The sequence below is a fragment of the Enterobacter cloacae complex sp. ECL72 genome (assembly GCF_019056635.1).
Classification (GTDB): domain Bacteria; phylum Pseudomonadota; class Gammaproteobacteria; order Enterobacterales; family Enterobacteriaceae; genus Enterobacter; species Enterobacter hormaechei_C.
On record NZ_CP077659.1, the window covers coordinates 1,809,563 to 1,832,582 of the forward strand.

Annotated in this window: 21 protein-coding genes and 1 pseudogene; 19 read left to right on the forward strand and 3 right to left on the reverse strand. The window is 53.6% G+C overall.

The genetic code is table 11. The annotated features are described in order from the left end of the window. Positions 1–2 precede the first annotated feature (2 nt). Positions 3–845 (forward strand): lysozyme inhibitor LprI family protein, encoded by an 843-nt coding sequence (locus KTH07_RS08715; RefSeq protein WP_015570536.1) that lies wholly within the window; start codon positions 3–5, stop codon positions 843–845. Positions 846–893: 48 nt separating this feature from the next. Here KTH07_RS08715 and KTH07_RS08720 read toward each other — a convergent pair whose 3' ends face one another. Beyond that, positions 894–2,090, reverse strand: coding sequence for a sugar transporter (locus KTH07_RS08720; RefSeq protein ID WP_023296611.1), 1,197 nt, complete (start codon positions 2,088–2,090; stop codon positions 894–896). A 176-nt stretch (positions 2,091–2,266) separates the two neighbouring features. Between KTH07_RS08720 and KTH07_RS08725 the strand changes: the two genes are divergently transcribed. Next, a complete protein-coding gene (locus KTH07_RS08725) occupies positions 2,267–3,055 on the forward strand; it encodes a PhzF family phenazine biosynthesis protein (protein WP_017693433.1) in 789 nt (262 codons plus the stop codon). Between the two features lie 22 nt (positions 3,056–3,077). After that, entirely contained in the window at positions 3,078–3,890 is an 813-nt protein-coding gene (locus KTH07_RS08730) for a PhzF family phenazine biosynthesis protein (protein ID WP_032619672.1), read from the forward strand. On the opposite strand, the gene KTH07_RS08735 is transcribed toward KTH07_RS08730, so the two are convergent. Then, the gene (locus tag KTH07_RS08735) at positions 3,887–4,765 is read right to left on the reverse strand and encodes a LysR family transcriptional regulator (RefSeq protein ID WP_017382364.1); all 879 of its coding nucleotides are present in this window, start codon (positions 4,763–4,765) and stop codon (positions 3,887–3,889) included. The genes KTH07_RS08730 and KTH07_RS08735 overlap by 4 nt on opposite strands. 99 nt (positions 4,766–4,864) lie before the next feature. Between KTH07_RS08735 and sad the strand changes: the two genes are divergently transcribed. From sad to KTH07_RS08775, 8 genes are all read left to right on the forward strand, one after another. Beyond that, on the forward strand, positions 4,865–6,247 hold the full coding sequence (gene sad, locus KTH07_RS08740; RefSeq protein ID WP_023303728.1) for a succinate-semialdehyde dehydrogenase: 1,383 nt from the start codon (positions 4,865–4,867) through the stop codon (positions 6,245–6,247). 127 nt (positions 6,248–6,374) lie between these two features. Then, on the forward strand, positions 6,375–7,964 hold the full coding sequence (locus KTH07_RS08745) for a methyl-accepting chemotaxis protein (RefSeq protein WP_217310924.1): 1,590 nt from the start codon (positions 6,375–6,377) through the stop codon (positions 7,962–7,964). Between the two features lie 86 nt (positions 7,965–8,050). Further along, a complete protein-coding gene (gene glsB / locus KTH07_RS08750) occupies positions 8,051–8,953 on the forward strand; it encodes a glutaminase B (protein WP_176601575.1) in 903 nt (300 codons plus the stop codon). Further along, the gene (locus tag KTH07_RS08755; protein ID WP_003857163.1) at positions 8,953–9,315 is read left to right on the forward strand and encodes a DUF4186 domain-containing protein; all 363 of its coding nucleotides are present in this window, start codon (positions 8,953–8,955) and stop codon (positions 9,313–9,315) included. The genes glsB and KTH07_RS08755 overlap by 1 nt, the downstream gene beginning before the upstream one ends. 58 nt (positions 9,316–9,373) lie before the next feature. Beyond that, positions 9,374–10,339 carry a sensor domain-containing diguanylate cyclase gene (locus KTH07_RS08760; protein WP_032619669.1) on the forward strand — a complete coding sequence of 322 codons (966 nt, stop codon included), beginning with the start codon at positions 9,374–9,376 and terminating at the stop codon, positions 10,337–10,339. An 82-nt stretch (positions 10,340–10,421) separates the two neighbouring features. Then, positions 10,422–10,949, forward strand: a complete 528-nt coding sequence (locus KTH07_RS08765) for a GNAT family N-acetyltransferase (RefSeq protein ID WP_032619668.1) — start codon at positions 10,422–10,424, stop codon at positions 10,947–10,949. A 117-nt stretch (positions 10,950–11,066) separates the two neighbouring features. Then, positions 11,067–12,518 carry a tagaturonate reductase gene (locus tag KTH07_RS08770; protein ID WP_032619667.1) on the forward strand — a complete coding sequence of 484 codons (1,452 nt, stop codon included), beginning with the start codon at positions 11,067–11,069 and terminating at the stop codon, positions 12,516–12,518. 201 nt (positions 12,519–12,719) lie between these two features. Then, on the forward strand, positions 12,720–13,634 hold the full coding sequence (locus KTH07_RS08775; protein WP_003857155.1) for a bestrophin family protein: 915 nt from the start codon (positions 12,720–12,722) through the stop codon (positions 13,632–13,634). Here KTH07_RS08775 and KTH07_RS08780 read toward each other — a convergent pair. Then, entirely contained in the window at positions 13,622–14,170 is a 549-nt protein-coding gene (locus tag KTH07_RS08780; RefSeq protein WP_032619665.1) for a GNAT family N-acetyltransferase, read from the reverse strand. The genes KTH07_RS08775 and KTH07_RS08780 overlap by 13 nt on opposite strands. A gap of 444 nt (positions 14,171–14,614) precedes the next feature. Here KTH07_RS08780 and KTH07_RS08785 point away from each other — a divergent pair, with 444 nt between their 5' ends. The 8 genes and pseudogenes from KTH07_RS08785 (at position 14,615) to KTH07_RS08820 (ending at position 23,010) form a co-directional block, all read left to right on the forward strand. After that, positions 14,615–14,947, forward strand: a complete 333-nt coding sequence (locus KTH07_RS08785; protein WP_217310926.1) for a hypothetical protein — start codon at positions 14,615–14,617, stop codon at positions 14,945–14,947. Positions 14,948–15,444: 497 nt separating this feature from the next. Then, positions 15,445–16,089, forward strand: a complete 645-nt coding sequence (locus KTH07_RS08790; protein ID WP_032103015.1) for a CPBP family intramembrane glutamic endopeptidase — start codon at positions 15,445–15,447, stop codon at positions 16,087–16,089. A 14-nt stretch (positions 16,090–16,103) separates the two neighbouring features. Then, complete coding sequence (locus KTH07_RS08795; RefSeq protein ID WP_032624257.1) at positions 16,104–17,357, forward strand: HlyD family secretion protein; 1,254 nt, start codon at positions 16,104–16,106, stop codon at positions 17,355–17,357. After that, positions 17,357–19,564 (forward strand): peptidase domain-containing ABC transporter, encoded by a 2,208-nt coding sequence (locus KTH07_RS08800; RefSeq protein WP_017382355.1) that lies wholly within the window; start codon positions 17,357–17,359, stop codon positions 19,562–19,564. Before KTH07_RS08795 ends, KTH07_RS08800 begins: the two co-directional genes overlap by 1 nt. 38 nt (positions 19,565–19,602) lie before the next feature. Continuing rightward, positions 19,603–19,803 (forward strand): annotated as a pseudogene (locus KTH07_RS08805) (GNAT family N-acetyltransferase); the annotation flags it as partial. A gap of 134 nt (positions 19,804–19,937) precedes the next feature. Continuing rightward, complete coding sequence (locus KTH07_RS08810; RefSeq protein WP_032634395.1) at positions 19,938–20,933, forward strand: alpha/beta fold hydrolase; 996 nt, start codon at positions 19,938–19,940, stop codon at positions 20,931–20,933. 44 nt (positions 20,934–20,977) lie between these two features. Beyond that, positions 20,978–21,718, forward strand: a complete 741-nt coding sequence (locus KTH07_RS08815; protein WP_032619659.1) for a response regulator — start codon at positions 20,978–20,980, stop codon at positions 21,716–21,718. Then, positions 21,715–23,010, forward strand: a complete 1,296-nt coding sequence (locus KTH07_RS08820; protein ID WP_017693422.1) for an ATP-binding protein — start codon at positions 21,715–21,717, stop codon at positions 23,008–23,010. The genes KTH07_RS08815 and KTH07_RS08820 overlap by 4 nt, the downstream gene beginning before the upstream one ends. The last annotated feature ends 10 nt before the right edge of the window (positions 23,011–23,020 follow it).

The following is a 23,020-nucleotide window of genomic DNA, read 5'->3' on the forward strand; positions in this document are numbered from 1 at the left end:
ACATGCGAGCAAAATATTCATTTATCGCAGTGAGTACACTGCTTTTTTCATTAAATGCCTATGCTGGGTTGTTTGATTCCACGCCAGATTTCAAATGCGGTCGCGATGATGCCATCTCTGCTGCTCAGTCAAAAATAAGAGATGATGCAGTCAGTAAGTTACAGGTAGCTTATCTCGCTAACCCCTCGGATTTCTACGGTAAACCGCTCAAGGACTACATTGCAAAAGCTAATGAAATCGCAATTGTAATGGCAAATGTCACAACAAAATCGTCTGATGACGAAGCGCAGGCGCGGAGCTGTAGCGCGACTGTCACGCTCACTGTGCCTTCTGAAATCATGGGTTACATTGCATCCTACCCTGACAGACTGAGACGTATAATTAACGATGGTGGAAAGGTGCTTAACAATAGCGTTCAATGGGACAAGTTTACCTACTCGTTATCGATGGCGGATAATGGGAAAGATATTTCAGTTTCATATGAATATAATAATAAAGATTATATCTCTGAATCAATAGCGGCGATGGCTACCCTCGCCATGAATAAAGATGAACTTCAAAAGGCTGAACTCAATAATAAATTAAATATTGCCGCGCGTAATTATTCTGATAGCGATCGCCAGTTAAACGAACTATGGAAGTATCTTCCTGATTCCGTCAAAGCTTCGATGAAAAAGGAGCAGAACATGTGGATCAATGAAAAAGCTAAAAAATGCGGCAAAATAAGCGATGCGTCTTCTGCAACCACTCCTCTGGCAACGAGAATCGGTATCTATGATTGTCAGACCAAAATGACAGATGAAAGATTCCGTTATCTTGGCGGTGATGAAGAACACGGATATTAATGCTTCGTAGGCCGGGTAAGGCGAAGCCGCCACCCGGCATAACAAACGTCAACCGTGGCTGGACTGTTCTTCCATCGCGACCGGCCATTTACGGAAGATAAGCACCGACCAGATCAGCGCGATCAGCGCCGGAATCGCCCCGAGATAACCAATGGCCGACATCGATACATGCAGGCTGATCTGATTTCCCACCAGCGCACCGGCTCCAATCCCCAGATTAAAAATCCCGGAGAAGAGCGACATCGCTACGTCCGTGGCGTCCGGGGCCAGCGCCAGCACTTTGACCTGCATTCCCAGACCAATAATCATGATTGCCACGCCCCAGAACAGACTGAGGATCGCCAGATGACTCTCGCTGCCTGCCGCAGGCATCAGTAACAGCAGGCATGCCAGCAGCAGACCAATCGCACTGCTTACCAGCGCAGACGCGTGCTTATTGCCCAGCTTCCCGAACAGGATGCTGCCGATAATCCCCGCGCCGCCCAGGATCAGCAGCAGAACGGTGGCAAAGTTAGCGCTAAAGCCCGCCACAACCTGAACAAACGGCTCAATATAGCTGTAGGCCGTGTAATGGGCGGTCACCACAATCACGGTCAGCAGATAGATGCTCATCAGCGCCGGTCGACGCATCAGCAGCGGCAGACTTTTCAGCGAGCCGGAGTGTTCGCTGGGCAGTTTTGGCAGCAGTTTGATCAGACACACCAGGGTGATCAGCGCCCCCATGCCGATGGCAAAGAAGGTGGTGCGCCAGCCGAAGTATTGTCCCACAATGCGCCCGATCGGCAGGCCTAACACCATCGCCAGCGCCGTTCCGGTGGCAATCAGGCTCAGCGCCTGGGCGCGTTTTCCCGCCGGAGCCAGACGAATGGCGAGGGACGCGGTGATCGACCAGAAAACGGCATGGGCAAACGCGATGCCGACGCGGCTGATGACCAGCACGGTAAAGTTCCATGCCATAAATGACAGCACATGGCTGGCAATGAACACCACAAACAGCCCAATCAGCAGCTTACGACGTTCCATCTGGCTGGTCAGCAGCATAAACGGCAGCGACATCAGCGCCACCACCCATGCATAGATGGTCAACATAATGCCAACCTGTGCCGTTTCCATATGGAAGCTGGCGGCGATATCGGACAGCAGCCCAACCGGAACAAATTCCGTGGTGTTGAAAATAAACGCTGCGATGGCGAGCGTGACCACGCGTAGCCACGCGACCCTGCGGGAAACCGTGTGTGTTGTCATAGGGATATCTGGGATTCGTTGCCTGAAAGATGAGGAGACGATCTTAAAGCCTTAAACGGCGAAAACTCAACCGTTATGTGATGTGAATCACAAAATTTACCTTCATGCAGCGGTAGCGAACGGGGTTGTTTTCATCGAAGATAAAGAACAACACAACAAAAACAGGCGGTAACACGATGCAGGAGATTGATTTTTATCTGGTAGATGCGTTCAGCGCATCCTCCTTTGGCGGCAACCCGGCGGTGGTGTGCCCGCTCGACGCGTGGCTACCGGATGAGACGTTACTGCGGATGGCACAACAGCATAACCAGTCAGAAACCGCGTTTTTTGTGTGTACCAAAGGGGGGATCGAGTTGCGCTGGTTCACCACGCTCACCGAGGTTAATCTCTGTGGTCACGCGACGCTTGCCGCGGCGTATGTACTTTTTCACGAACTGGATTATCCGGACTCACGCCTTCATTTTGACACCGCCTCTGGTCGCCTGACCGTCAGTCGTGAAGGTGACTGGATGACGCTGGACTTCCCGGCCTGCCCGACGCAGGCACAGACGCCGCCACCGGAGATGCTCACCGCACTCGGTATCAGCCACTACGTCGAGGCGCGAAAAGGCCGCGCCTGGGTGCTGGTACTGGAGAGCCGCGAGCAGGTTGAAGCCCTTAATCCGGATTTCTCCGCCATGACGCCGGGCGAGCATAAAGTGGCCGTCACTGCCCGGGACGAGGGGGAATACGACTTTGTCAGCCGTTTCTTCTCGCCAGGCGTGGCCGTGCCGGAAGATCCTGTCACCGGCTCCGCGCACACCATGCTGATCCCGTACTGGAGTGAACGGCTTGGCAAAACACAGATGTTTGCCCGCCAGGTTTCTGCCCGTGGTGGCGACGTACGCTGCGAACTCAAGGGCGACCGCGTGCGGATGGGCGGGCAGGCGGCACTGTATCTGAAGGGCACAGTATTTCTGCGCTGAACAAATCTAAGAGGAACCAACGATGCAGGAAATTGATTTTTATCTGGTAGATGCCTTCAGCGACAGGGCGTTCGGCGGCAATGCGGCGGCGGTGTGTCCGCTGGAAGCGTGGCTGCCGGATGAGACGCTGCTGAAGATGGCGAAGCAGCATAATCAGTCAGAGACGGCGTTCTTTGTCCGAACGGATAACGGGTTTGAACTGCGCTGGTTTACCACGCAGGATGAAATTAACCTCTGCGGCCACGCAACCCTCGCGGCTTCTCACGTTATTTTCGAATACCTGGATTATCCGCATACGGAAATCACCTTCACCACGCGCTTTGTCGGCGATCTGACGGTACAACGCAGCGGCGACTGGCTGACGCTTAATTTCCCGGCGTGGTCAACCGAGGTTGTTGATACTCCACCCGCAGTGCTGTTCAGCGCGCTGGGCATTAACGCAGCAGACGAGGTGCGTGTGGGGCGTGACTACATGGTGGTGCTCGACAGCCAGCGGCAGGTGGAAGCGCTGACGCCGGATATCGCGGCTATGCTCCCGCTGGGGAAAATGGTCTGCGTTACGGCGCCGGGGGATGAGTATGATTTCGTCAGCCGCTTCTTCTGCCCGGGGGAAGGGGTGCCGGAAGATCCGGTGACGGGATCAGCTCACAGCATGCTGATCCCGTACTGGAGTGAAAAGCTTGGTAAAACGCAGATGTCGGCCCGGCAGGTCTCCTTGCGCGGCGGGGATCTGCGCTGCGAGCTGAAAGGCGACCGCGTGCTGATTGGCGGGCAGGCCACGCTGTATATGAAGGGAAAAATTTTCCTTCGACTCCAGGACTACGTTCATCATTAACAACTGGGCGCTGGTGGCTGACGCTCGTTCAGCAGCGCGATAAACGCCTCAAGCTGGCGGGTCATCGCCCCGCGTCGCCACACCAGCCAGGTGGTGAGCCAGCGCCAGTTTTCCGCCAGCGGCCACGCCGCCACCTGATGATGGCCCGGCATGCTCTCCAGCATGGAGCGGGGCATCAGCGCAATGCCTGCCCCGGCAATCACGCAGGCGAGCATCCCGTGATAGGACTCCATCTCATGGATCCTTCCCGGCGTGACGCGGTCGGCATGGAACCAGCTCTCCAGATGACGCCGGTAAGAACAGTTGGCGCGAAAGGCATACACGTCGCTGCCGCTCACCTGCGTGGCTTTTGATACTTCCGCGTGACCCGCAGGGGTGACCAGCATCATCTCTTCCCGGTAAACCGGCATCCCTTCCAGTTCCGGGTGCGAGAGCGGCCCGTCGACAAAGGCGGCGCTGAGCGTCCCCTCAAGCACGCCGTCAATCATCGTACCGGAAGGTCCGGTGGACAACGCAAACTGAATGCGCGGATAGCGCTGGTTAAACCGCGCCAGACTTTCCGGAATGCGTACGGCGGCGGTACTTTCCAGCGCGCCGAGCGAGAATAATCCCTGCGGTTCATCCCCGGCGACGACCATTCGCGCTTCGTCAACCAGCGCCAGGATCTGCTTGCTGTAGCGCAAAAAATTGTGCCCGGCGGGGGAAAGCCGCAGGCGCTGATTCTCGCGAATAAACAGTTCCACGCCGAGATCCGCTTCTAGCTGTCGGATGCGGGTGGTGAGGTTTGACGGCACCCGGTGTACCTTCTGCGCCGCCTGGGTAATGCTACCGGTCAGTGCGACGGCGTTAAACATCTCAAGCTGAGTTAAGTCCATACCGTTCTCGTATTGTGAATAAGGTGGTGAGTATTATTCATTTTTAAGAAATAGCAGAGTAGGCCACAATCAATCAACTGTTATTACGTGGAGAACATCATGACCTATTCATCTGCTACCCATGCCCACTCTGTCAACCCGGCTTCCGGCGAAACGCTGGCTGCTTACCCGTGGGCAACGTCCCATGACGTTGAGCGTGCCATTGCGCAGGCGGATACCGGTTTTCGTCAGTGGCGACGCGAAAGCGTGGCGCACCGGGCGCAAAAACTTCGCGATCTGGGTGCGGCGCTGCGTAGTCGTGCGGAAGAGATGGCGCAGACTATCTCCCGGGAGATGGGCAAGCCCATTATGCAGGCGCGTGCGGAGGTGGCTAAGTCCGCCAGCCTTTGCGACTGGTACGCTGAACACGGCCCGGCGATGCTGCACCCGGAATCTACCCAGGTCGAAAATGCGGTGATTGAGTACCGTCCGCTTGGGCCCGTTCTGGCGGTGATGCCGTGGAACTTCCCGCTCTGGCAGGTGCTGCGCGGTGCGGTGCCGATCCTGCTGGCAGGGAACAGCTATCTGCTTAAACATGCGCCTAATGTGCTCGGCTCGGCGGAGCTGATCGGGAAGGTATTCGCGGATGCCGGTTTCCCGGAGGGGGTCTTTGGCTGGGTGAACGCGACGAATGACGGCGTCAGCCAGGCGATTAATGATCGTCGTATCGCGGCGGTGACCGTAACCGGCAGCGTTCGGGCTGGTGCGGCAATTGGCGCGCAGGCGGGCGCGGCGCTGAAGAAATGCGTGCTGGAGCTGGGCGGTTCCGATCCGTTTATCGTTCTGAACGATGCCGATCTGGATCTGGCCGTCAACGCGGCGGTGGCCGGACGTTATCAGAATACCGGGCAGGTTTGTGCGGCGGCAAAACGCTTTATTGTGGAAGCGGGCGTGGCGGACGCCCTTACCCAACGCTTTGTTGACGCGGTCAAGGCGCTGAAGATGGGCGCACCGGATGAGGAAGATAACTATATTGGCCCGATGGCGCGATTTGATCTTCGCGATGAACTGCATCAGCAGGTGCAGGCTACGCTGGCGGAGGGGGCGACCCTGCTGCTCGGCGGAGAGAAGATGTCCGGGACCGGTAACTATTATGCCCCAACCGTACTCGGCGGCGTCACCCCACAGATGACGGCCTTTCGTCAGGAGCTGTTTGGTCCGGTGGCGGCAATTACCATCGCGAACGATGCGGCGCACGCGTTGCAGCTGGCTAACGACAGCGATTTTGGCTTATCGGCGACGGTCTTTACCGCGAACGATGCGCTGGCTGAAACCTTCGCGCGTGAGCTGGAGTGCGGCGGGGTGTTTATCAACGGCTACAGCGCCAGCGATGCGCGCGTCGCGTTTGGCGGGGTGAAGAAGAGCGGCTTCGGGCGAGAGCTTTCTCATTTCGGTCTGCATGAGTTCTGTAATGTGCAGACGGTGTGGAAGGATCGCGTCTAGTCTTGTTGCCGGGTAAGGCCAGGCCGCTACCCGGCAGTTCACGTTTCCTGTCATTTTTGCGTAATGGTTCTGTCATTTTCGTTTCGTAGACTCGCTCGCGTCTAACGTATTGTTACAGAAGAAAATTATGAACCTAACGCAAATTTTTAGTCGTCTTGCGCCGCGCTTTATCCCTCGTCAGTTTGGCCTGCTGACCGGCATCTTTTGTATCATTGGCCTTTTCTCCGCCCTGCAACTCTCTTCCTCCTTCCTGCTGACCGCCTCCCTGAATGAAGCCCAGCGTAACGAACAGCGCAATCAGCTGGCCTGGCAGCAGCAGAGCAGGCTGGATCAGGCCCGTATTTCTCTGCTGGCGGCCAGCGATCTGCTCAACCGCTCCGGCGTGTACTTTATGCAGGATAAAGAGACCGGCTCGGAAGGAAGCTGGCATAGCCTGATGGACGAGGCGCAAAAATTCCTGGCGGCGTCACAGCAGGCATGGCAGGCCTGGCTCGCGCTTAATCCGCCGAAAGACAACGGGCTGGTTAACAGCTATCAGCTGTTTTTCGACGCCATCCGAGAGCAGGCGGAGGGGCTGGTGAAAACCAACAGCATCGACCTCTTTTTCGCCGTACCCGCCCAGGCGTTTCAGACCGATTTTAATGACAATTTCGCACGCTATCAGCAACGGAGTGAGAAGCAGACGATACAGGGGCGTCAGTCGCTCATGGAACAACTCTCAGGTCTGCAACGGCTGTTCCTGTTTGCGCCGCTGGTGCTACTGGCCATTGCCATAGCCGTCTGGCTCGGAATGGCGAAGTGGGTGATATCCCCGCTACGCCGTCTGATTATCCATATTAACCAGCTTGCGGCAGGGGATTTGTCAGGCACGCCGCCTGACGTTGTGCGCTTTAACCGTGAAATCAGCCAGCTCAGCGGCAGTATTACCGCCATGCAGCGCGGGCTCCAGCAACTGGTGACCCAGGTCAGCGAGGCCACTACCTCCATGGTTGAAAATATCGGATCGCTTGCGCAGGGGAATCAGAAGCTTTATCAGCAGTCTACGCGACAGGCCAAAGAGCTGGAGGAGGTGACCGCACACATCGCCGATCTCGAAACCCACGTTGAGGGGAACACGGGTTATGCAAAACTCGCCCGCTCGCGCGCGGATGAAGCCCGACAGGCTGCCGCTGGGGGGGAGCAAATGATGTCAGCGGTGAATGGCTCGATGCAGACGATCGTCGACCGATCCTCAGAGATGCGCGGGATCGTCGCGATGATCGACAGCGTGGCGTTTCAGACCAACATTCTGGCCCTCAATGCTGCCATTGAAGCCGCCCATGCAGGAGAGCAGGGGCGCGGATTTGCGGTGGTTGCCCGGGAAGTGGGGCTGCTGGCCAGAAAAAGCAGTCACTCTACGCAAACCATTCAGGCGCTAATTAACCACTCGCTACAGGGCATTGAAGAAGGTTCTCAGGTGGTAAACCGTCTGGAAGAGAATTTGCAACAGGTCACCGGGCTGGTGGCGAATCTGAGCAGCCTGCTGAATGATATTTCGCTGGCTACCCTGAATCAGGGGGACAGCATTCATCAGATGACCCGTCAGCTTCAGGCGCTGAATCAGGTATCGCGTCGGACAGATGTGCTGGTTAGCGAAGCGTCAAATGCCTCTGAGCGCCTGCATCAGCAGTCCGATCTTTTGTTGCAGGCCGTCTCGCGTTTTCGTCTCCCTGCCTGACGTGACGTATAAGCGTCTGTTATACTCGCTGCCCGTTTTAGCCTGAGGGCAAGGAGCAAAGTGTGGCTGCGGTCATCCATAATGAGATGCTGGACGAGATTCTGGCGCAGGTTCGTCCGTTACTGGGGCAGGGTAAGGTTGCCGATTACATTCCCGCGCTGGCTTCGGTCAGCGGTAATAAGCTCGGTATCGCCATTTGTACTGTCGACGGTCAGCGTTTTCAGGCGGGAGACGCGCTTGAGCGCTTTTCGATTCAGTCGATCTCAAAAGTGCTTAGCCTCGTTGCCGCCATGCGCCAGTATGACGAGCAGGAGATCTGGCAGCGGGTGGGCAAAGATCCGTCCGGTCAGCCGTTCAACTCCCTTCTCCAGCTGGAAATCGAACAGGGTAAGCCGCGTAACCCGTTTATTAACGCCGGGGCGCTGGTGGTGTGCGATATGCTGCAAAGCCGGCTGAGCGCGCCGCGCCAGCGGATGCTCCAGATTGTGCGGCAGCTTTCCGGCGTGCAGGACATCGCCTACGATCCGGTGGTAGCGCGCTCTGAGTTTGAACACTCTGCACGTAACGCCGCCATTGCCTGGCTGATGAAGTCCTTCGGCAACTTTCATAATGACGTCGCCACGGTGCTGCAAAACTATTTTCATTACTGCGCGCTGAAGATGAACTGCGTCGAACTGGCGCAGACTTTTCTGTTTCTGGCGCATCAGGGCCATGCCCCGCATCTGGGCGAGGACGTTGTCTCCCCGATGCAGGCCCGGCAGATCAACGCCTTAATGGCAACCAGCGGGATGTATCAGAATGCCGGGGAGTTTGCCTGGCGCGTGGGGCTGCCGGCAAAATCCGGCGTTGGCGGTGGGGTCGTGGCGATTGTCCCTCACGAGATGGCGATTGCCGTCTGGAGCCCGGAACTGGACGAGACCGGAAATTCACTGGCGGGCGTGGCGGCGCTGGAACAGCTGACCAAACGCCTTGGACGGTCCGTATACTGATGTCCACGTTAGATCCTCTGTTCGCGCGCCTGGCTCGCTCCACGTTCCGTTCACGATTTCATTTAGGGACGAAAGAGCGGCAATACTGCTGGGATAAGGGCGCGGAGACTATCGATAAGCATGCTGCTGATTTTGTCGCCGCGCGGCTGGCGCCTGCGCACCCGGTGAATGACGGTAAGCAGACGCCAATGCGCGGCCATCCGGTTTTTATCGCCCAGCATGCCACGGCAACCTGCTGTCGGGGCTGTCTGGCTAAGTGGCACGCTATCCCGCAGGGCGTGCCGCTGAGTGCGCAGCAACAACAGTATATCGTCAACGTAATCCATCATTGGCTGGTCATAGAGGTAAATCGTGCCTCCTGAACTGACAATGTCTCTGTTTAAGCTACGCTTTTACTAATGCTCAGCGTCAGGAGACGTTATGAAGGCACCTCAAATTCCCGTGAATGAAGCGGAGCGCATGAATGCTCTGCGCGAGTCCGGTCTGCTTGAGATCGACAATTACCCCGCGTTTGATCGTCTTACGCGGCTGGCAACACGCTTTTTCAGGGTGCCGCTGGCGATGATTACGCTGGTGGATGACCACGCCGCGATCGTGAAGTCTGCCGACGGCCAGGTACCTGCCACCCAGCCTCGCGATCTCTCGTTTTGTGGTCATACGATCCTGGGTGACGCGCCGCTGGTGGTGAGTGACACGCTGCTGGACGAACGCTTTGCGGATAATCCGCAGGTGGTGGGAGATCCGGGCGTGCGCTTTTATGCCGGTTTCCCGCTGCGTTTACGTGACGGGGCGTGCGTGGGATCGTTGTGTCTCATTGATTACGCACCGCGTGAGTTTACGGCGGCGGATGTCGCCGTACTGGCCGATCTCAGCGCGCTGGCAGAGGATGAATTTGCGGCCGTTAGCGCGGCCACAACCGATGAACTCACGGGGCTGTTTAACCGTCGCGGGTTTAACCAGTTTGCGCAGTTTGCACTGTCGGTTTCGCAGCGTCGGGCAGAACCGTTAACCCTTGGCTGGCTGGATCTGGACCATTTCAAAACCATTAACGATCGCTTCGGGCATCAGGAGGGTGATAAGGCCCTGAAAGCGATGGCCACCCTGATGCGTTCCTCGTTCCGCGAGGCCGATCTGCTGGTACGTTTCGGGGGCGATGAGTTCGCGGTGCTGTTTGCGGATACCGATGAACCCGGCGCCTGGATCGCTATGCAGTACCTCGTCGAACAAACGGAAAAGTATAATGCGCGTCAGCTGCATCCCTGGTCGTTACAGTTCTCCTGGGGGCTGAGCGAGTTCGATCATCACCGCAATGATATGCAGGCATGGCTAAAACACGCGGATGCGCAAATGTACGCCATGAAGCGGCAACACCACGGCGAAAAATGACATAACGAAATCCTATGTCATCGCTTATTGCGTTACAAAAATGTTAATAGCAAAGTGGAGAGATTCAACCTAAGGACGCGAAATGAACTCTCCCATGCTGATTAAACCTCTCTCCCGGCAGGACATCCTCACCCACATCGATGCCCTCAACGATATCCTGGTCAACTGTGTCAACGGCGGCGCCTCCGTCAGCTTTATACAGCCTTTTTCTGCCGGGAAAGCCCATACCTTCTGGCTCGGCGTCGCAGAGAGCGTCGGGCGCGACGAGCGTACCGTTCTGGGCTGTTTTGATGCGGAGCAGGGGCTGGTTGGCACGGTCCAGCTGATTACCGATCAGCCTGAAAACCAGCCGCACCGCGCAGATGTCGCGAAACTGCTGGTTCATGAGAAGGCGCGCCGTAAAGGGGCGGCAATGGCGCTGATGGAAGCCCTGGAGGCGGTTGCACGTGAAAAAGCGCTTACGGTACTGGTGCTTGATACCTCAACCGGCAGCGGCGCGGAGACGTTTTACCAGAGAGCAGGCTGGCAAAAGGCGGGGGAGATCCCACGCTACGCCCTGATGCCGAACGGGGACATGACGGCGACCTCGGTGTTCTATAAATTTCTGTGATTATTTTTCACCATCGCATCCTGAGTTGATCCAGACAGGGGTTATGGTCCTGAAGTTTTGATAAGTTATCACACCAATCTTATCAGGCTGTATGACTAATCATAAAGGACCTCCATTGTGAACACACTCAACCGTCGTGATTTCCCCGGTGCGCGCTATCCTGAACGTATCATCCAGTTTGGCGAAGGTAACTTCCTGCGCGCGTTCGTTGACTGGCAAATCGACCTCTTAAACGAGCATACCAATCTCAATGCCGGTGTGGTGATTGTGCGGCCGATCCAGAGCGATTTTCCGCCGTCCCTGAGCACCCAGGATGGTCTGTATACCACGATTATTCGCGGTCTGAATGAGCAGGGGGAAGCGGTAAGCGATGCGCGTCTTATTCGTTCCGTGAATCGTGAAATCAGCGTCTACAGCCAGTACGATGAATTTCTGAAGCTCGCCCATAACCCGGACATGCGGTTTGTCTTCTCCAATACCACGGAGGCGGGGATCAGCTATCACGCGGGGGATAAGTTTGACGATGCGCCAGCTGTCAGCTATCCGGCCAAACTGACGCGTCTGCTGTTCGAGCGTTTTACCCACTTTAACGGGGCAGCGGATAAAGGCTGGATTATCATTCCTTGCGAACTCATCGACTACAACGGCGATGCCCTGCGTGAACTGGTGCTGCGCTATGCACAGGAGTGGGCGCTGCCGGCGGCATTCATTGCGTGGCTGAATGATGCTAACACTTTCTGTTCGACGCTGGTTGACCGCATTGTTACCGGCTATCCGCGTGATGAGGTGGCAGAGCTGGAAGCCGGGCTGGGCTATCACGACAGCTTCCTCGACACGGCGGAACATTTCTATCTGTTTGTTATTCAGGGGCCGAAATCACTTGCAGCTGAACTGCGCCTGGATAAATACCCACTCAACGTCCTGATTGTTGACGATATCAAACCGTATAAAGAGCGTAAGGTGGCGATCCTCAACGGCGCGCACACGGCGCTGGTTCCGGTCGCTTTTCAGGCCGGCCTGGATACGGTAGGGGAAGCCATGAACGACGCGGAAATTTGCGCGTTCGTAGAGAAGGCTATTTATGAGGAGATTATTCCGGTCCTGGATCTGCCGCGCGACGAGCTGCACTCCTTCGCCAGTGCCGTAACGGGGCGTTTCCGAAATCCGTACATTAAGCATCAGCTGCTGTCGATTGCCCTGAACGGGATGACCAAGTACCGCACCCGCATTCTGCCGCAACTGCTGGCAGGGCAGAAGGCGACCGGCAAACTGCCAGCACGTCTGACCTTTGCTCTGGCGACGCTGATTGCATTTTACCGTGCCGAGCGCAACGGTGAGCGCTATCCGGTGCAGGACGATGCGCACTGGCTTGAACGTTACCAGCAGTTGTGGACGCAACATCACGACAAACAGGTCACTACCCGTGAACTGGTATCGTCAGTGTTAAGCGTGAGCGAGCACTGGGAACAGGATCTCACTCTGGTGAACGGACTGGTAGATCAGGTTGCGCTGGATCTGGATGCAATTTTAAGCAAAGGCATGCGCGATGCGGTAAAACCGCTCTGCTAATCATAATGCCCGGCGTTGGCCGGGTTTTTTAAAGACCCTGTTTAGTTACAACATACTATACGTTCTTTTTTTAAAAAGCACATGCAGCACCGTGCGGTTGAGGCTTAACAGGTCAGAAAATGCAATGAACTATTAACATGCTTGCAACCGTGAGGGGGATCACGTTTAATAGCCGCGCTCTTTACTTTTCTGAAGCTGATTATGATTGTTCGTCCTCAACAGCACTGGCTGCAACTGATTTTTGTCTGGCATGGTTCGGTACTTCCCAAAATTTATACCCGACTGCTGCTTAACTTCCTGCTTTCCATCGCCGTGATTGTCATGCTGCCGTGGTACACCTCGCTGGGTATCCGGTTTACCGTCGCGCCGTTCAGCATTCTGGGCGTGGCTATCGCCATCTTCCTGGGATTTCGCAATAACGCCTGTTATTCGCGCTACGTTGAGGCGCGTCTGCTTTGGGGGCAGTTGATGATAGCGGCGCGCTCGCTGTTTCGCGAGGTAAAAAACACCTTGCCGGATGATAAACATCTTGGAGAGTTTGTCCGCCTGCAAATCGCGTTTGCTAACTGTCTGCGTATGACCCTGCGCAGAGAAACCAATGCCGATCAGCTGTCCCGCTATCTGGCTCCTGACGATTTACGCAAAGTGATGGACGCCAACTCGCCGGCGAACCGTATCCTGCTGATCATGGGGGAGTGGCTGGCCGTACGGCGGCGTAGCGGGCACCTTTCAGACATTCTGTTTCACAGCCTCAACAACCGCCTGAATGATATGTCCATCGTGCTGGCTGGCTGTGAGCGTATCGCCAATACGCCAGTCCCGTTTGCCTATACGCTGATCCTGCACCGGACGGTGTATCTGTTCTGCATCATGCTGCCGTTTGCGCTGGTAGTTGATCTGCATTACATGACGCCCTTTGTCTCTGCGCTGATTTCCTACACTTTTATCTCGCTGGATACGCTGGCGGAAGAGCTGGAAGATCCTTTTGGGACGGAAGATAACGATCTGCCGCTGGACGCCATCTGCAACATGATGGAGCGCGATCTGTTGCAGATGAACGATGAAGAGAACATCCCTGAAAGACTGATGCCGGATAAGCATTATCAGCTGACCTGACGGGCATTCCACTCGTCGCGGGTGATTTCCCACAGCTCCGAATCCAGCAGGCCGCTGACATAGGCTTTCTTCTCCGTCCTGATGAGCCGCATGCCGCTGCTGTCTGAAATACGTCGGGAGCGGCTGTTGGCCGCCGCTTTCGGCGCGCGCAACACCGATTTATTGAGCGTATTGAACCAGTAATCCGTGGCCGCAATACTCGCCTCGCGCATATATCCCTGGCCCTGAAATTCCGGCGCGAGCCAGAAGCCCCGATTGTTGTCCTCCACGTCATACAGGCAAATCAACCCCATCAGTTCGTCAGGCGCTTCGCGACGGCGAATCGTCCAGAACCACGCAATCCCTTTGGCCATATCTGGCAGTGCAACGTTGTTGACATAATTTTCTGCACCGTTTTCCGGGTAGGGCCAGGGGACTGAAGCCACCATATAGCGGACAATCTCCCAGCGCGGATAGCGTTGCTGGATCTGGACGGCATCGGCGGCAACAAGGGGTTTAAGTAATAAGCGTTCTGTCGTAAGCGTGGGTATCGTCATCCGGTGATCTCCATATTTGAGCGTTATCATTTGTTTGGGTTCTGATATTTCATCAATATCACATTCCAGTTGGTCGTGCTTTTGTTATTCAGATTTATCCATAAAGGAGTATGTAATGCCAAGAAAAGCCAGGCCCGAAGAAGCCGAAACACTCTGGCACGTCCGTAACGAAGCGATGCGCCATGGCTGTAAAATCTGTTACGACGCAGAAGTGATTGCGCGCTGGACGTCAGAAAAGATGCCTGAACATTACCGTACCTCCAGGTCGATTTCGTGTTATAGGCCTGCCCATGCAGGAGCTGAACTGCTCCCAAATGGAGCTACGGTTTACGAAGTTCAATAGCTTATTTACATTTGCTTACATAAATACACTTTCTTTACATTAAGTAATGTAAGATATTTTTTTAGCACAAAATGCAAAACTAAATTAAATGGAGATGATTTATGTCGAATATAAGAGCATTAAGCCTTAATGAGATAGCATTAGTAAGTGGCGGCAATGGAAGCGGTAATTATGAAGGTGCCGGTAGTCGTAACACCAGCTCTAAACCTGGTAATTCAAAAGGAAACAATGGCTCTATTTACAAGGGCGTTGACTCATGCGGCGCAGGAATCATCGGTGGTCTAATCGCCGGCTCTCCTTGGGGGCCAGTGGGTATGACCGCTGGGGTAATTGGTGGAGCTATAGCTGGCCAGTGCACAAAAGATAGTTTTTCAGATCGTGGTAGTAAAGATAAAAGTAATAATTACAACGGCCCCGGACAATGCCGTTGGTAAGTAATTTGAGTTGTGTGTGATAGTAATTTAAAAGCTCATTATAACTGAATGTTATTCTAGGTGTTTCGATATTTAATGATTATTCGAAGTAGTCATGATGAGCTATTGTTTTTGATAAAGTTAATGTAATCACAAGTATCGGGTTAAGCATGAAACAATTTTTAAATTTCCTAATTTACTTATTTTTTTTCATTATCGCATTTACCCTTTTGAAATACGCTGAAGTTCTTGAGTTTGACGAAGTATCACGGCCAGGGATTATATCAAGGTTTCTTATTGCGTTGATTGTATTAATAGCAGTAACTCGATGGGGCGTTAACTTGATGAATAGGTTTAAAAGTAAATAAAGTACACTCCGATAAAAATTGTTGTGTTGCAGAATGGAATCATTACAAATGTTCACTGAAGTTAAAGTGCATGATATCAAAAAATGATTACGATATCATAGCCATATTTGTTGATTCTTATATAAAATATGAATTAATAATAGGTTGAACATGATAATCTTTAGGCATGTCTATCCATTCATTTATAGTAAGAAAAACGTAATTGTTCTTTTTATTGCGTCTGTTATCTCAATAATAATTACGTTATCGCCATCCATAACCCTCCGCTATCTTACTCTCGATGTGTCATTTTTCTTATTGTTTATTGCGGAATTTTCAATTGCATTTTTCTTGTATATTTTTTACTTAAGGAAGTTGGATGGTTTTAAATTACGCCCAAGTAGAGATTTAGCTTCAATAAAATTTTCTATTGTTGTGTTGTTTGTCATTTTGCTGGTTCAGTATAATGTTTATCTTTACAGGGATAATTTATATCATTATGGACCTTCCCATATTAGTTTTATAGCATTTATAATAGCCACCTTCGTAGTCCCATATTATGAGGAGATTATATACAGGGGCTGTATCTTCGGTGTTTTCCACTCAATTTTTAATAAAAAGTATATTATCCCATGTATATTGACTTCATTGTCTTTTTGTCTGATGCATGGACAGTATTATAACATTTTAGATCAATCCATTCTTTTTTTGGTGTCAATATTGCTATTAATAGTTAGAATAAGAAGCAGAGGGCTTTTTTATCCTATTATAATTCATTCGTGCATGAATGCTTTTGTTTTGTCGTTAAATTTTTGAAGGGTATTTGGGATATGAATATCTTCAGGGAAGAGGCTTTAAATCATCAAACAGATTCTGATTATGGTGAGATTGTTTTACCTGCGTCATTCGGTTTATCAGTAAGCGCACTCACAACGTTATTCATATTTCTGTGCCTGATACTCTTTATTCTTTATGGTAGCTATACACGTAAGGCTCACCTTTCCGGAATCGTTATGCCCTCATCCGGGCTGGTAAAAATCACTCCTCAATATGCTGGCTACGTAACCAAATTGACCGCCTCAGAAGGTCAACACATTATTGCCGGTGAGACTCTTTATCATATCAGCGGTGAACATTTCAACGAACAGGGGGCAGGTACACTCGCTGCTATAAGACTTTCCCTACAAACTCAGTTTACAATGCTGACTTCTCAACAGACCCTGGAATTGCGTGACAACAGTCAGCAGCAGCATGCCATACAACAGCGAATAGTTTCCCTGAAACCTCAGGTTAAAAGTGCAGAAAAGCGTCTGTCACTTGCCGTGCATCAGGCTGCGCTGGCCGTGTCTGTTATGGAGCGCTATAAGAAACTTGCTGATACGCATTACGTATCAGATATCGAATACCAGCAGAAGCAGATTGACGTTTCAACGTCACAGCAAAACGTTGAGGATCAGCGTCAGGGGCTTCTGCAACTGCACACCGCGATGGAGGCTGCTAAAGACGACCTTGACCATCTCATCGTTCAGGGTGAAAGCCGGAAGGCTGAAATGGACAGGCAGTTGCAGGTGATCAGGCAACAGCAGGACGAACTGGCAGGTAAGGAAAATTTCACGCTGACTTCACCGGTATCCGGAACCGTTGCTGCCGTGCTGGTCAGACAGGGACAGTCTGTCAGGGCATCTGAACCTGTCATGACCCTCATTCCCGACAATGCCCGTTTGCAGATAGAACTCTATGCTACCAGTCAGAATGCTGGCTTTATTCAGGCGGGGCAGCGTGTTGCCCTGCGGTTCTCTGCCTTCCCCTATCAGAAGTTTGGTGTGCAGTACGGGACTATCCGTGAAATAAGCCATACAACGCTGACATCTTCTGATTTACTCTCCGTATCTCCTGTGACCTGGAAGGAGAATGAAGGTCATTACCGCGTCATCGTTGAACCTGAAAATACTTTTATTCTGGCTTATGGGAAACAGGAAGCCCTGCGCCCCGGCATGGTTCTTGAGGGGGATGTCAGCCTGGATACCCGCAATTTGTGGGAGTGGCTGACTGAGCCGCTCTGGAGCCTGAAAGGAAAGCTGTGATGGATACACTTAAATGGACCGGGAGAAAACAGCTTCCTCTCACCCGACAGACAGAGTCAGCGGAATGTGGTCTGGCATGCCTGGTCATGATGGCCTGCTGGCATGGTCTGCAAACAGACTTACCCACACTGCGCGAACGTTTCAGTATCAGCTCACAAGGGATGACCCTGCAGAGACTGACTGAATGTGCGGCCGGTATCGGATTATCCAGCCGGGCAGTTCGGCTGGAGCTTGAGGACCTAAGATCCCTTTCTCTCCCGTGTATTCTCCACTGGAACATGAATCATTTTGTTGTGCTACATAAAGTTCGCGGAAGCAGGCTGGTTATTCATGATCCGGAAAAGGGAAAAGTAACGCTCTCCCTACAGGATGCTGGAAAACATTTCACCGGCGTCGCGCTGGAGCTGATGCCAGCCAGTGATTTTACCGCTCGGGATGAAAGGAAAAAAATCCATCTGCGCCAACTGACAGGTAAAACACCGGGTCTGTTGTCGGCAATGTCGCGAATTATCGTTTTTGCCGTGGCACTCGAAATCCTGACACTGGGAAGCCCGCTTCTCAACCAGCTGGTGATTGATGAAGTCCTGGTGGCTGCCGACCAGAGTTTGTTGACCGTCATTATTATTGCGCTTCTGCTGATGTCACTGACCCAGATGCTGCTGTCACTGGCCCGCCAGTGGGCGAGTATTACACTGTCCGTCAATTTTAACATGCAGTGGACAGCACGGGTTTTCCATCATCTGGTCCATCTTCCTCTGGCCTGGTTTGATGCACGCAGTAAGGGGAGTATTAATGCTCGTTTTGAGGCGGTAGATACCATCCAGCAGGCGCTGACTACGCAAGTGCTGGAAGGTATTCTGGATGTGTTGCTCGTGGTGACTGCGCTTTGCATGATGCTGCTGTACAGTCCTGAAATGACATTGATCGCCGTACTTGCAGCCATTTTCTATGGTGTGTTGAGGGCACTGTGGTATCCGTCCCTTCGACAGTCGGCAGAAGATGCCTGGGATGCAGGTGCCAAGGAGTCCGGGCATTTTCTTGAAACACTCAACGGGATCCTCAGCCTGAGAATTAACGGTGTGACGGCACATCGTGAGGCCGCCTGGCTGAATCTCAACGTTGCCCGCAGAAATACGCAGTTGCGTCAGAGCCGTCTGCTGATGTGCTATGACATTGCTCACACTCTTACCGGCAGCGTGGTATCAGCAATCATTTTGTGGAAAGGCGCCGGGGAGGTATTGAATGGAACCTTCACCGTCGGCATGCTGGTTGCTTATTTATCCTATCAGACGCGTTTTTCTTCCAGTATCAGTAGCCTGACTGATAAGTTTTTTTCCTGGCGTATGCTCGATGTTTACAACGAACGACTGGCTGATATTGTACTGACCCCGACAGAAGGCCTTCAGCAACAGCCTTTTCGTGAGCATAACAACGCTTCGCACATTCCTTCTGTATCCCGCAGGGAGATGGATGAATATGCTCATGCTCCTCTAGTACTTGAGCACATCATCTTCAGCCACAAGGGAGGGGAAAATCCGATAATCGGCGGGGTGTCGCTGACACTCAATCCCGGAGAAGTCGTTGCCATTACAGGTAAATCCGGATGCGGGAAAACGACACTGGTGAAGCTTATCCTTGGGATCCACATCCCTGATGAGGGCAGGATCAGGGCATTTGGCATATTGCATACGCATCCGGATTATTTTCAGGTTCGTCAGCGTATCGGTACCGTACTGCAGGATGACCATCTTTTCAAAGGTTCTGTAGCAGATAACATTATTTTTTTCAGTGATGACCGAAATTATGAACGAATGATCCAGTGCGCAAGACTGGCACTTATCGACAGCGATGTTATGGCAATGCCGATGGGGTATCAGACGCTGATTGGTGAAACCGGCGGAGGGCTTTCCGGAGGACAAAAACAACGCATTCTGCTGGCAAGGGCGTTGTACAAGAAACCGGGATTCCTGTTACTGGATGAAGCGACCAGCCACCTTGATGTTGAGAGTGAAATCCGGATAAGCCAGACCTTACGTCAACTGGGGCTTCCTGTTCTGCTGATAGCCCATCGCCCGGAAACCATAGCCTCTGCAGACCGGGTTTTGTATCTGGCAGACGGCTACTTAACGGAGCTGAATCTCCAGCATACAGTCAATAATGGCGAGTCTGTTTGTGAATATACTAATGACGTGATGGCAAAAAATTAACCTTAACGTACATAATTTTCGATATCCAAACTTACCCCTATCTGGAAGATCTATTTGTTGACGCTGCCGAACGTGGCGCAGGGGCGGGTAAAGCGCTTATCGACGCCCTGATCGATGAGGGTAAGCGGGAAGGGTGGTCAAAACTCTACTGGGTAACCCGCATGCACAATCCGGCGCGTAAGCTGTATGACCACTATGGTGAAGCCGACGATTACGTCCGGTACCGAATCACCCCTTAACCGGGTTTGTATCACACTGTATCTGCGTCTGTGATACATACACAGGTATGCAATAAAGCCGCATCCGCACACATCCTTTATACAAACGCATGGTGATATATCTCCGCCAACTGAACTCACCCGGAGATAACATCATGTTTAATAAACTCGCATACTCAGCCGTCGCCCTGACCGTTTCACTTGGCACCGTGATGTCCTGTCAGGCAGAAGCGACAGGTAAGGATTACGCGTCGGCCTTTAATCAGGTTAAACAGATTAACGCTGGCGATTTGAACGTCGGTTACGTCGATATCGGGCCAAAAGAGGGGCAACCGGTGATCCTGCTGCATGGCTGGCCGTACGACATTCACAGTTATGCAGAAGTGGCCCCCGCGCTGGCCGCAAAGGGGTATCGTGTCATTGTGCCGTCCCTGCGCGGGTACGGCACCACGCGCTTTATTTCTGAAAAAACGCCGCGAAACGGCCAGCCTGCGGCGATGGCAAAAGACATCGTCAACCTGATGGACGCCCTGAATATCAGACAGGCGGTGTTTGCCGGTTATGACTGGGGGGCGCGTACGGCGGATATCGTTGCGGCGCTCTGGCCGGAACGCGTGAAATCGCTGGTCTCGGTGAGTGGCTACCTGATCAGCAGCCAGGCGATTGGCAAACAGCCTTTACCGCCGAAGGCAGAGGTTCAGTGGTGGTATCAGTTCTATTTCGCCACGCCGCGCGGTGCGGAAGGCTATGCTAAAAATACGCACGATTTTGCCCGGTTGATTTGGTCCCAGGCTTCGCCTGACTGGAAATTCAGCGATGCCACCTTCAATGCGAGCGCCAAATCCCTCGATAATCCGGACCACGTTGCCGTCACGCTCAGTAATTACCGCTGGCGTCTGGGGCTGGAGAAGGGTGAGCAGAAATATGACGCCTACGAACAAAAGCTGGCTACGCTGCCGAACATTACGGTGCCGACCATCACCATCGAGGGCGGTAACAACGGAGCACCACATCCTGCACCCGCCGCGTATGCGGGGAAATTCACCGGAAAATATGAGCACCGTACTTTCGGCGCAACGGTTGGCCACAACCCGCCGCAGGAAGATCCGCAGGACTTTGTTAACGCCGTTGTCGACGCGGATAAGCTCTGATATGTGCTATTTTCAATCCGTTACCTCTTAATCAGGAGCCTGCGGTGGAGCATATTGATCACATCCTTGTCGTCGATGACGACAGGGATATTCGTGAACTGATTGTCGATTACCTCGTGAAATCCGGCTACCACGCCTCTGGCGCGGCGAACGGGAAAGAGATGCGCGCAGTGCTCGACAAACAGCATATCGACCTGGTGGTGCTGGACGTGATGATGCCCGGCGATGATGGCCTGACGCTGTGTCGGCAGCTGCGCAGCAGCAGGCATAAAGATCTGCCGATCCTGATGCTCACCGCGCGCAACGAGGACTCGGACCGGATCCTGGGGCTGGAGATGGGCGCCGACGATTACGTGGTCAAACCGTTTGTGGCCCGCGAACTGCTGGCGCGTATCAAAGCTATCCTGCGTCGTTTTCGTACTATGCCGCCTAATCTTCAGGTGACCGAGGCAGGGCGCCTGGTGGTGTTCGGGGAATGGCAGCTGGATACCGTGGCGCGTCATCTGATTGATAACGAGGGGATGGTTGTGGCGCTCAGCGGGGCGGAATATCGCCTTTTGCGCGTATTCCTCGATCATCCTCAACGGGTGCTGACCCGCGATCAGCTGCTGAACCTGACGCAGGGACGTGATGCCGAGCTGTTTGAACGTTCGATTGATCTCCTGGTGAGCCGCGTGCGACAGCGCCTGAATGAAGATGCTCGCACGCCCGCCTACATTAAAACCGTTCGCAGCGAGGGCTACGTCTTTACCATGCCGGTGACCATCGTCGAGGCCAATGAATGACGCTGTGGCCCCGCACCTTACTGGCCCGGCTGCTGATCATTGTGCTGCTTGGACTCTTGCTGGCTAACGCGCTCAGCCTGACGCTGGTCATGGTTGAGCGAATGCGCAGCGCGCGTACGGTTATGCTGGGCAATCTTGAGAACGACGTGGCGACCAGCGTGGCTATTCTCGACCGGCTTCCGGCCAAAGAGCGGCCAGAGTGGCTGGAACGGCTCAGTCGCGGTAATTATCGCTATATCCTTGGCCCCGGCGAGGCAGGCGCCGCGCCAACTGACAAGCGCTCGCGGGATGCGATTCGCACCCTGAAAGAGACGCTTTCAGCCCAATATCCGCTTCAGTTTACGGCTGTGCCAGGGCCGATTTCCCATATTCAGGCCCATCTGACGCTCCGCGACGGCGCACCGCTCACCATCGATCTGATCCCGCGCATGCCGCCTGTCGCCAGCTGGTTGCCCGTGGTGCTGGTTCTTCAGCTGTTACTTGTCGCGCTCTGCTCCTGGATTGCCGTGCGCCAGGTTGTCCGGCCCTTCCTGCAATTCACGCGCGCGGTTGATTCCCTCGATCCTGCGGCCCATTCTCCGATGACTGAACAAGGTCCGGTTGAGGTGCGCCAGGCAGCGCACGCTTTTAATGAGATGCAGTCGCGGATACAGACCTATCTGCGTGAACGCGCGCAGATTCTGGCGTCCATTTCTCACGATCTCCAGACGCCCATCACGCGCATGAAGCTGCGGATCGAAATGGCGGATCAGCCCGAACTCCGCGATAAGCTGCTGAGCGACCTGGATAATATGTCGCGCCTTGTACGGGAAGGGATTGCCTATGCCCGGTCATCAGAATCCCTGGAAGAGACCACGCTGAAGCTGGAACTGAACGCGTGGGTTAACAGCATCGCCAGTGATTATCAGGACATTGGTAAAAACGTGCAGTTTCATGCACGCAATGCGCGTCTGCCGATCGTCACTCGTCCCCAGGCATTGCGCAGGGTAATGACCAATCTGCTCGATAATGCGCTGAAGTTTGGCGATAGCGCGGTAATAGAGATTGATGAAAATGAAAGGCAGGTAGCGATCCGCATTATGGATAACGGCCCTGGCATCCCGGAGGCAGAACTGGAGGCGGTGTTACAGCCGTTCTACCGGGTTGAAACCTCGCGCAACCGGGAAACGGGCGGCACCGGGTTAGGCCTCGCCATTGCCGCGCAGCTCACCGCCCAGCTTGACGGGAAATTGCATCTTGCAAACCGGGCAGAGGGAGGGCTGGCCGTAAGCGTGACCCTTCCGCGCGGTTAATTGTACGCCT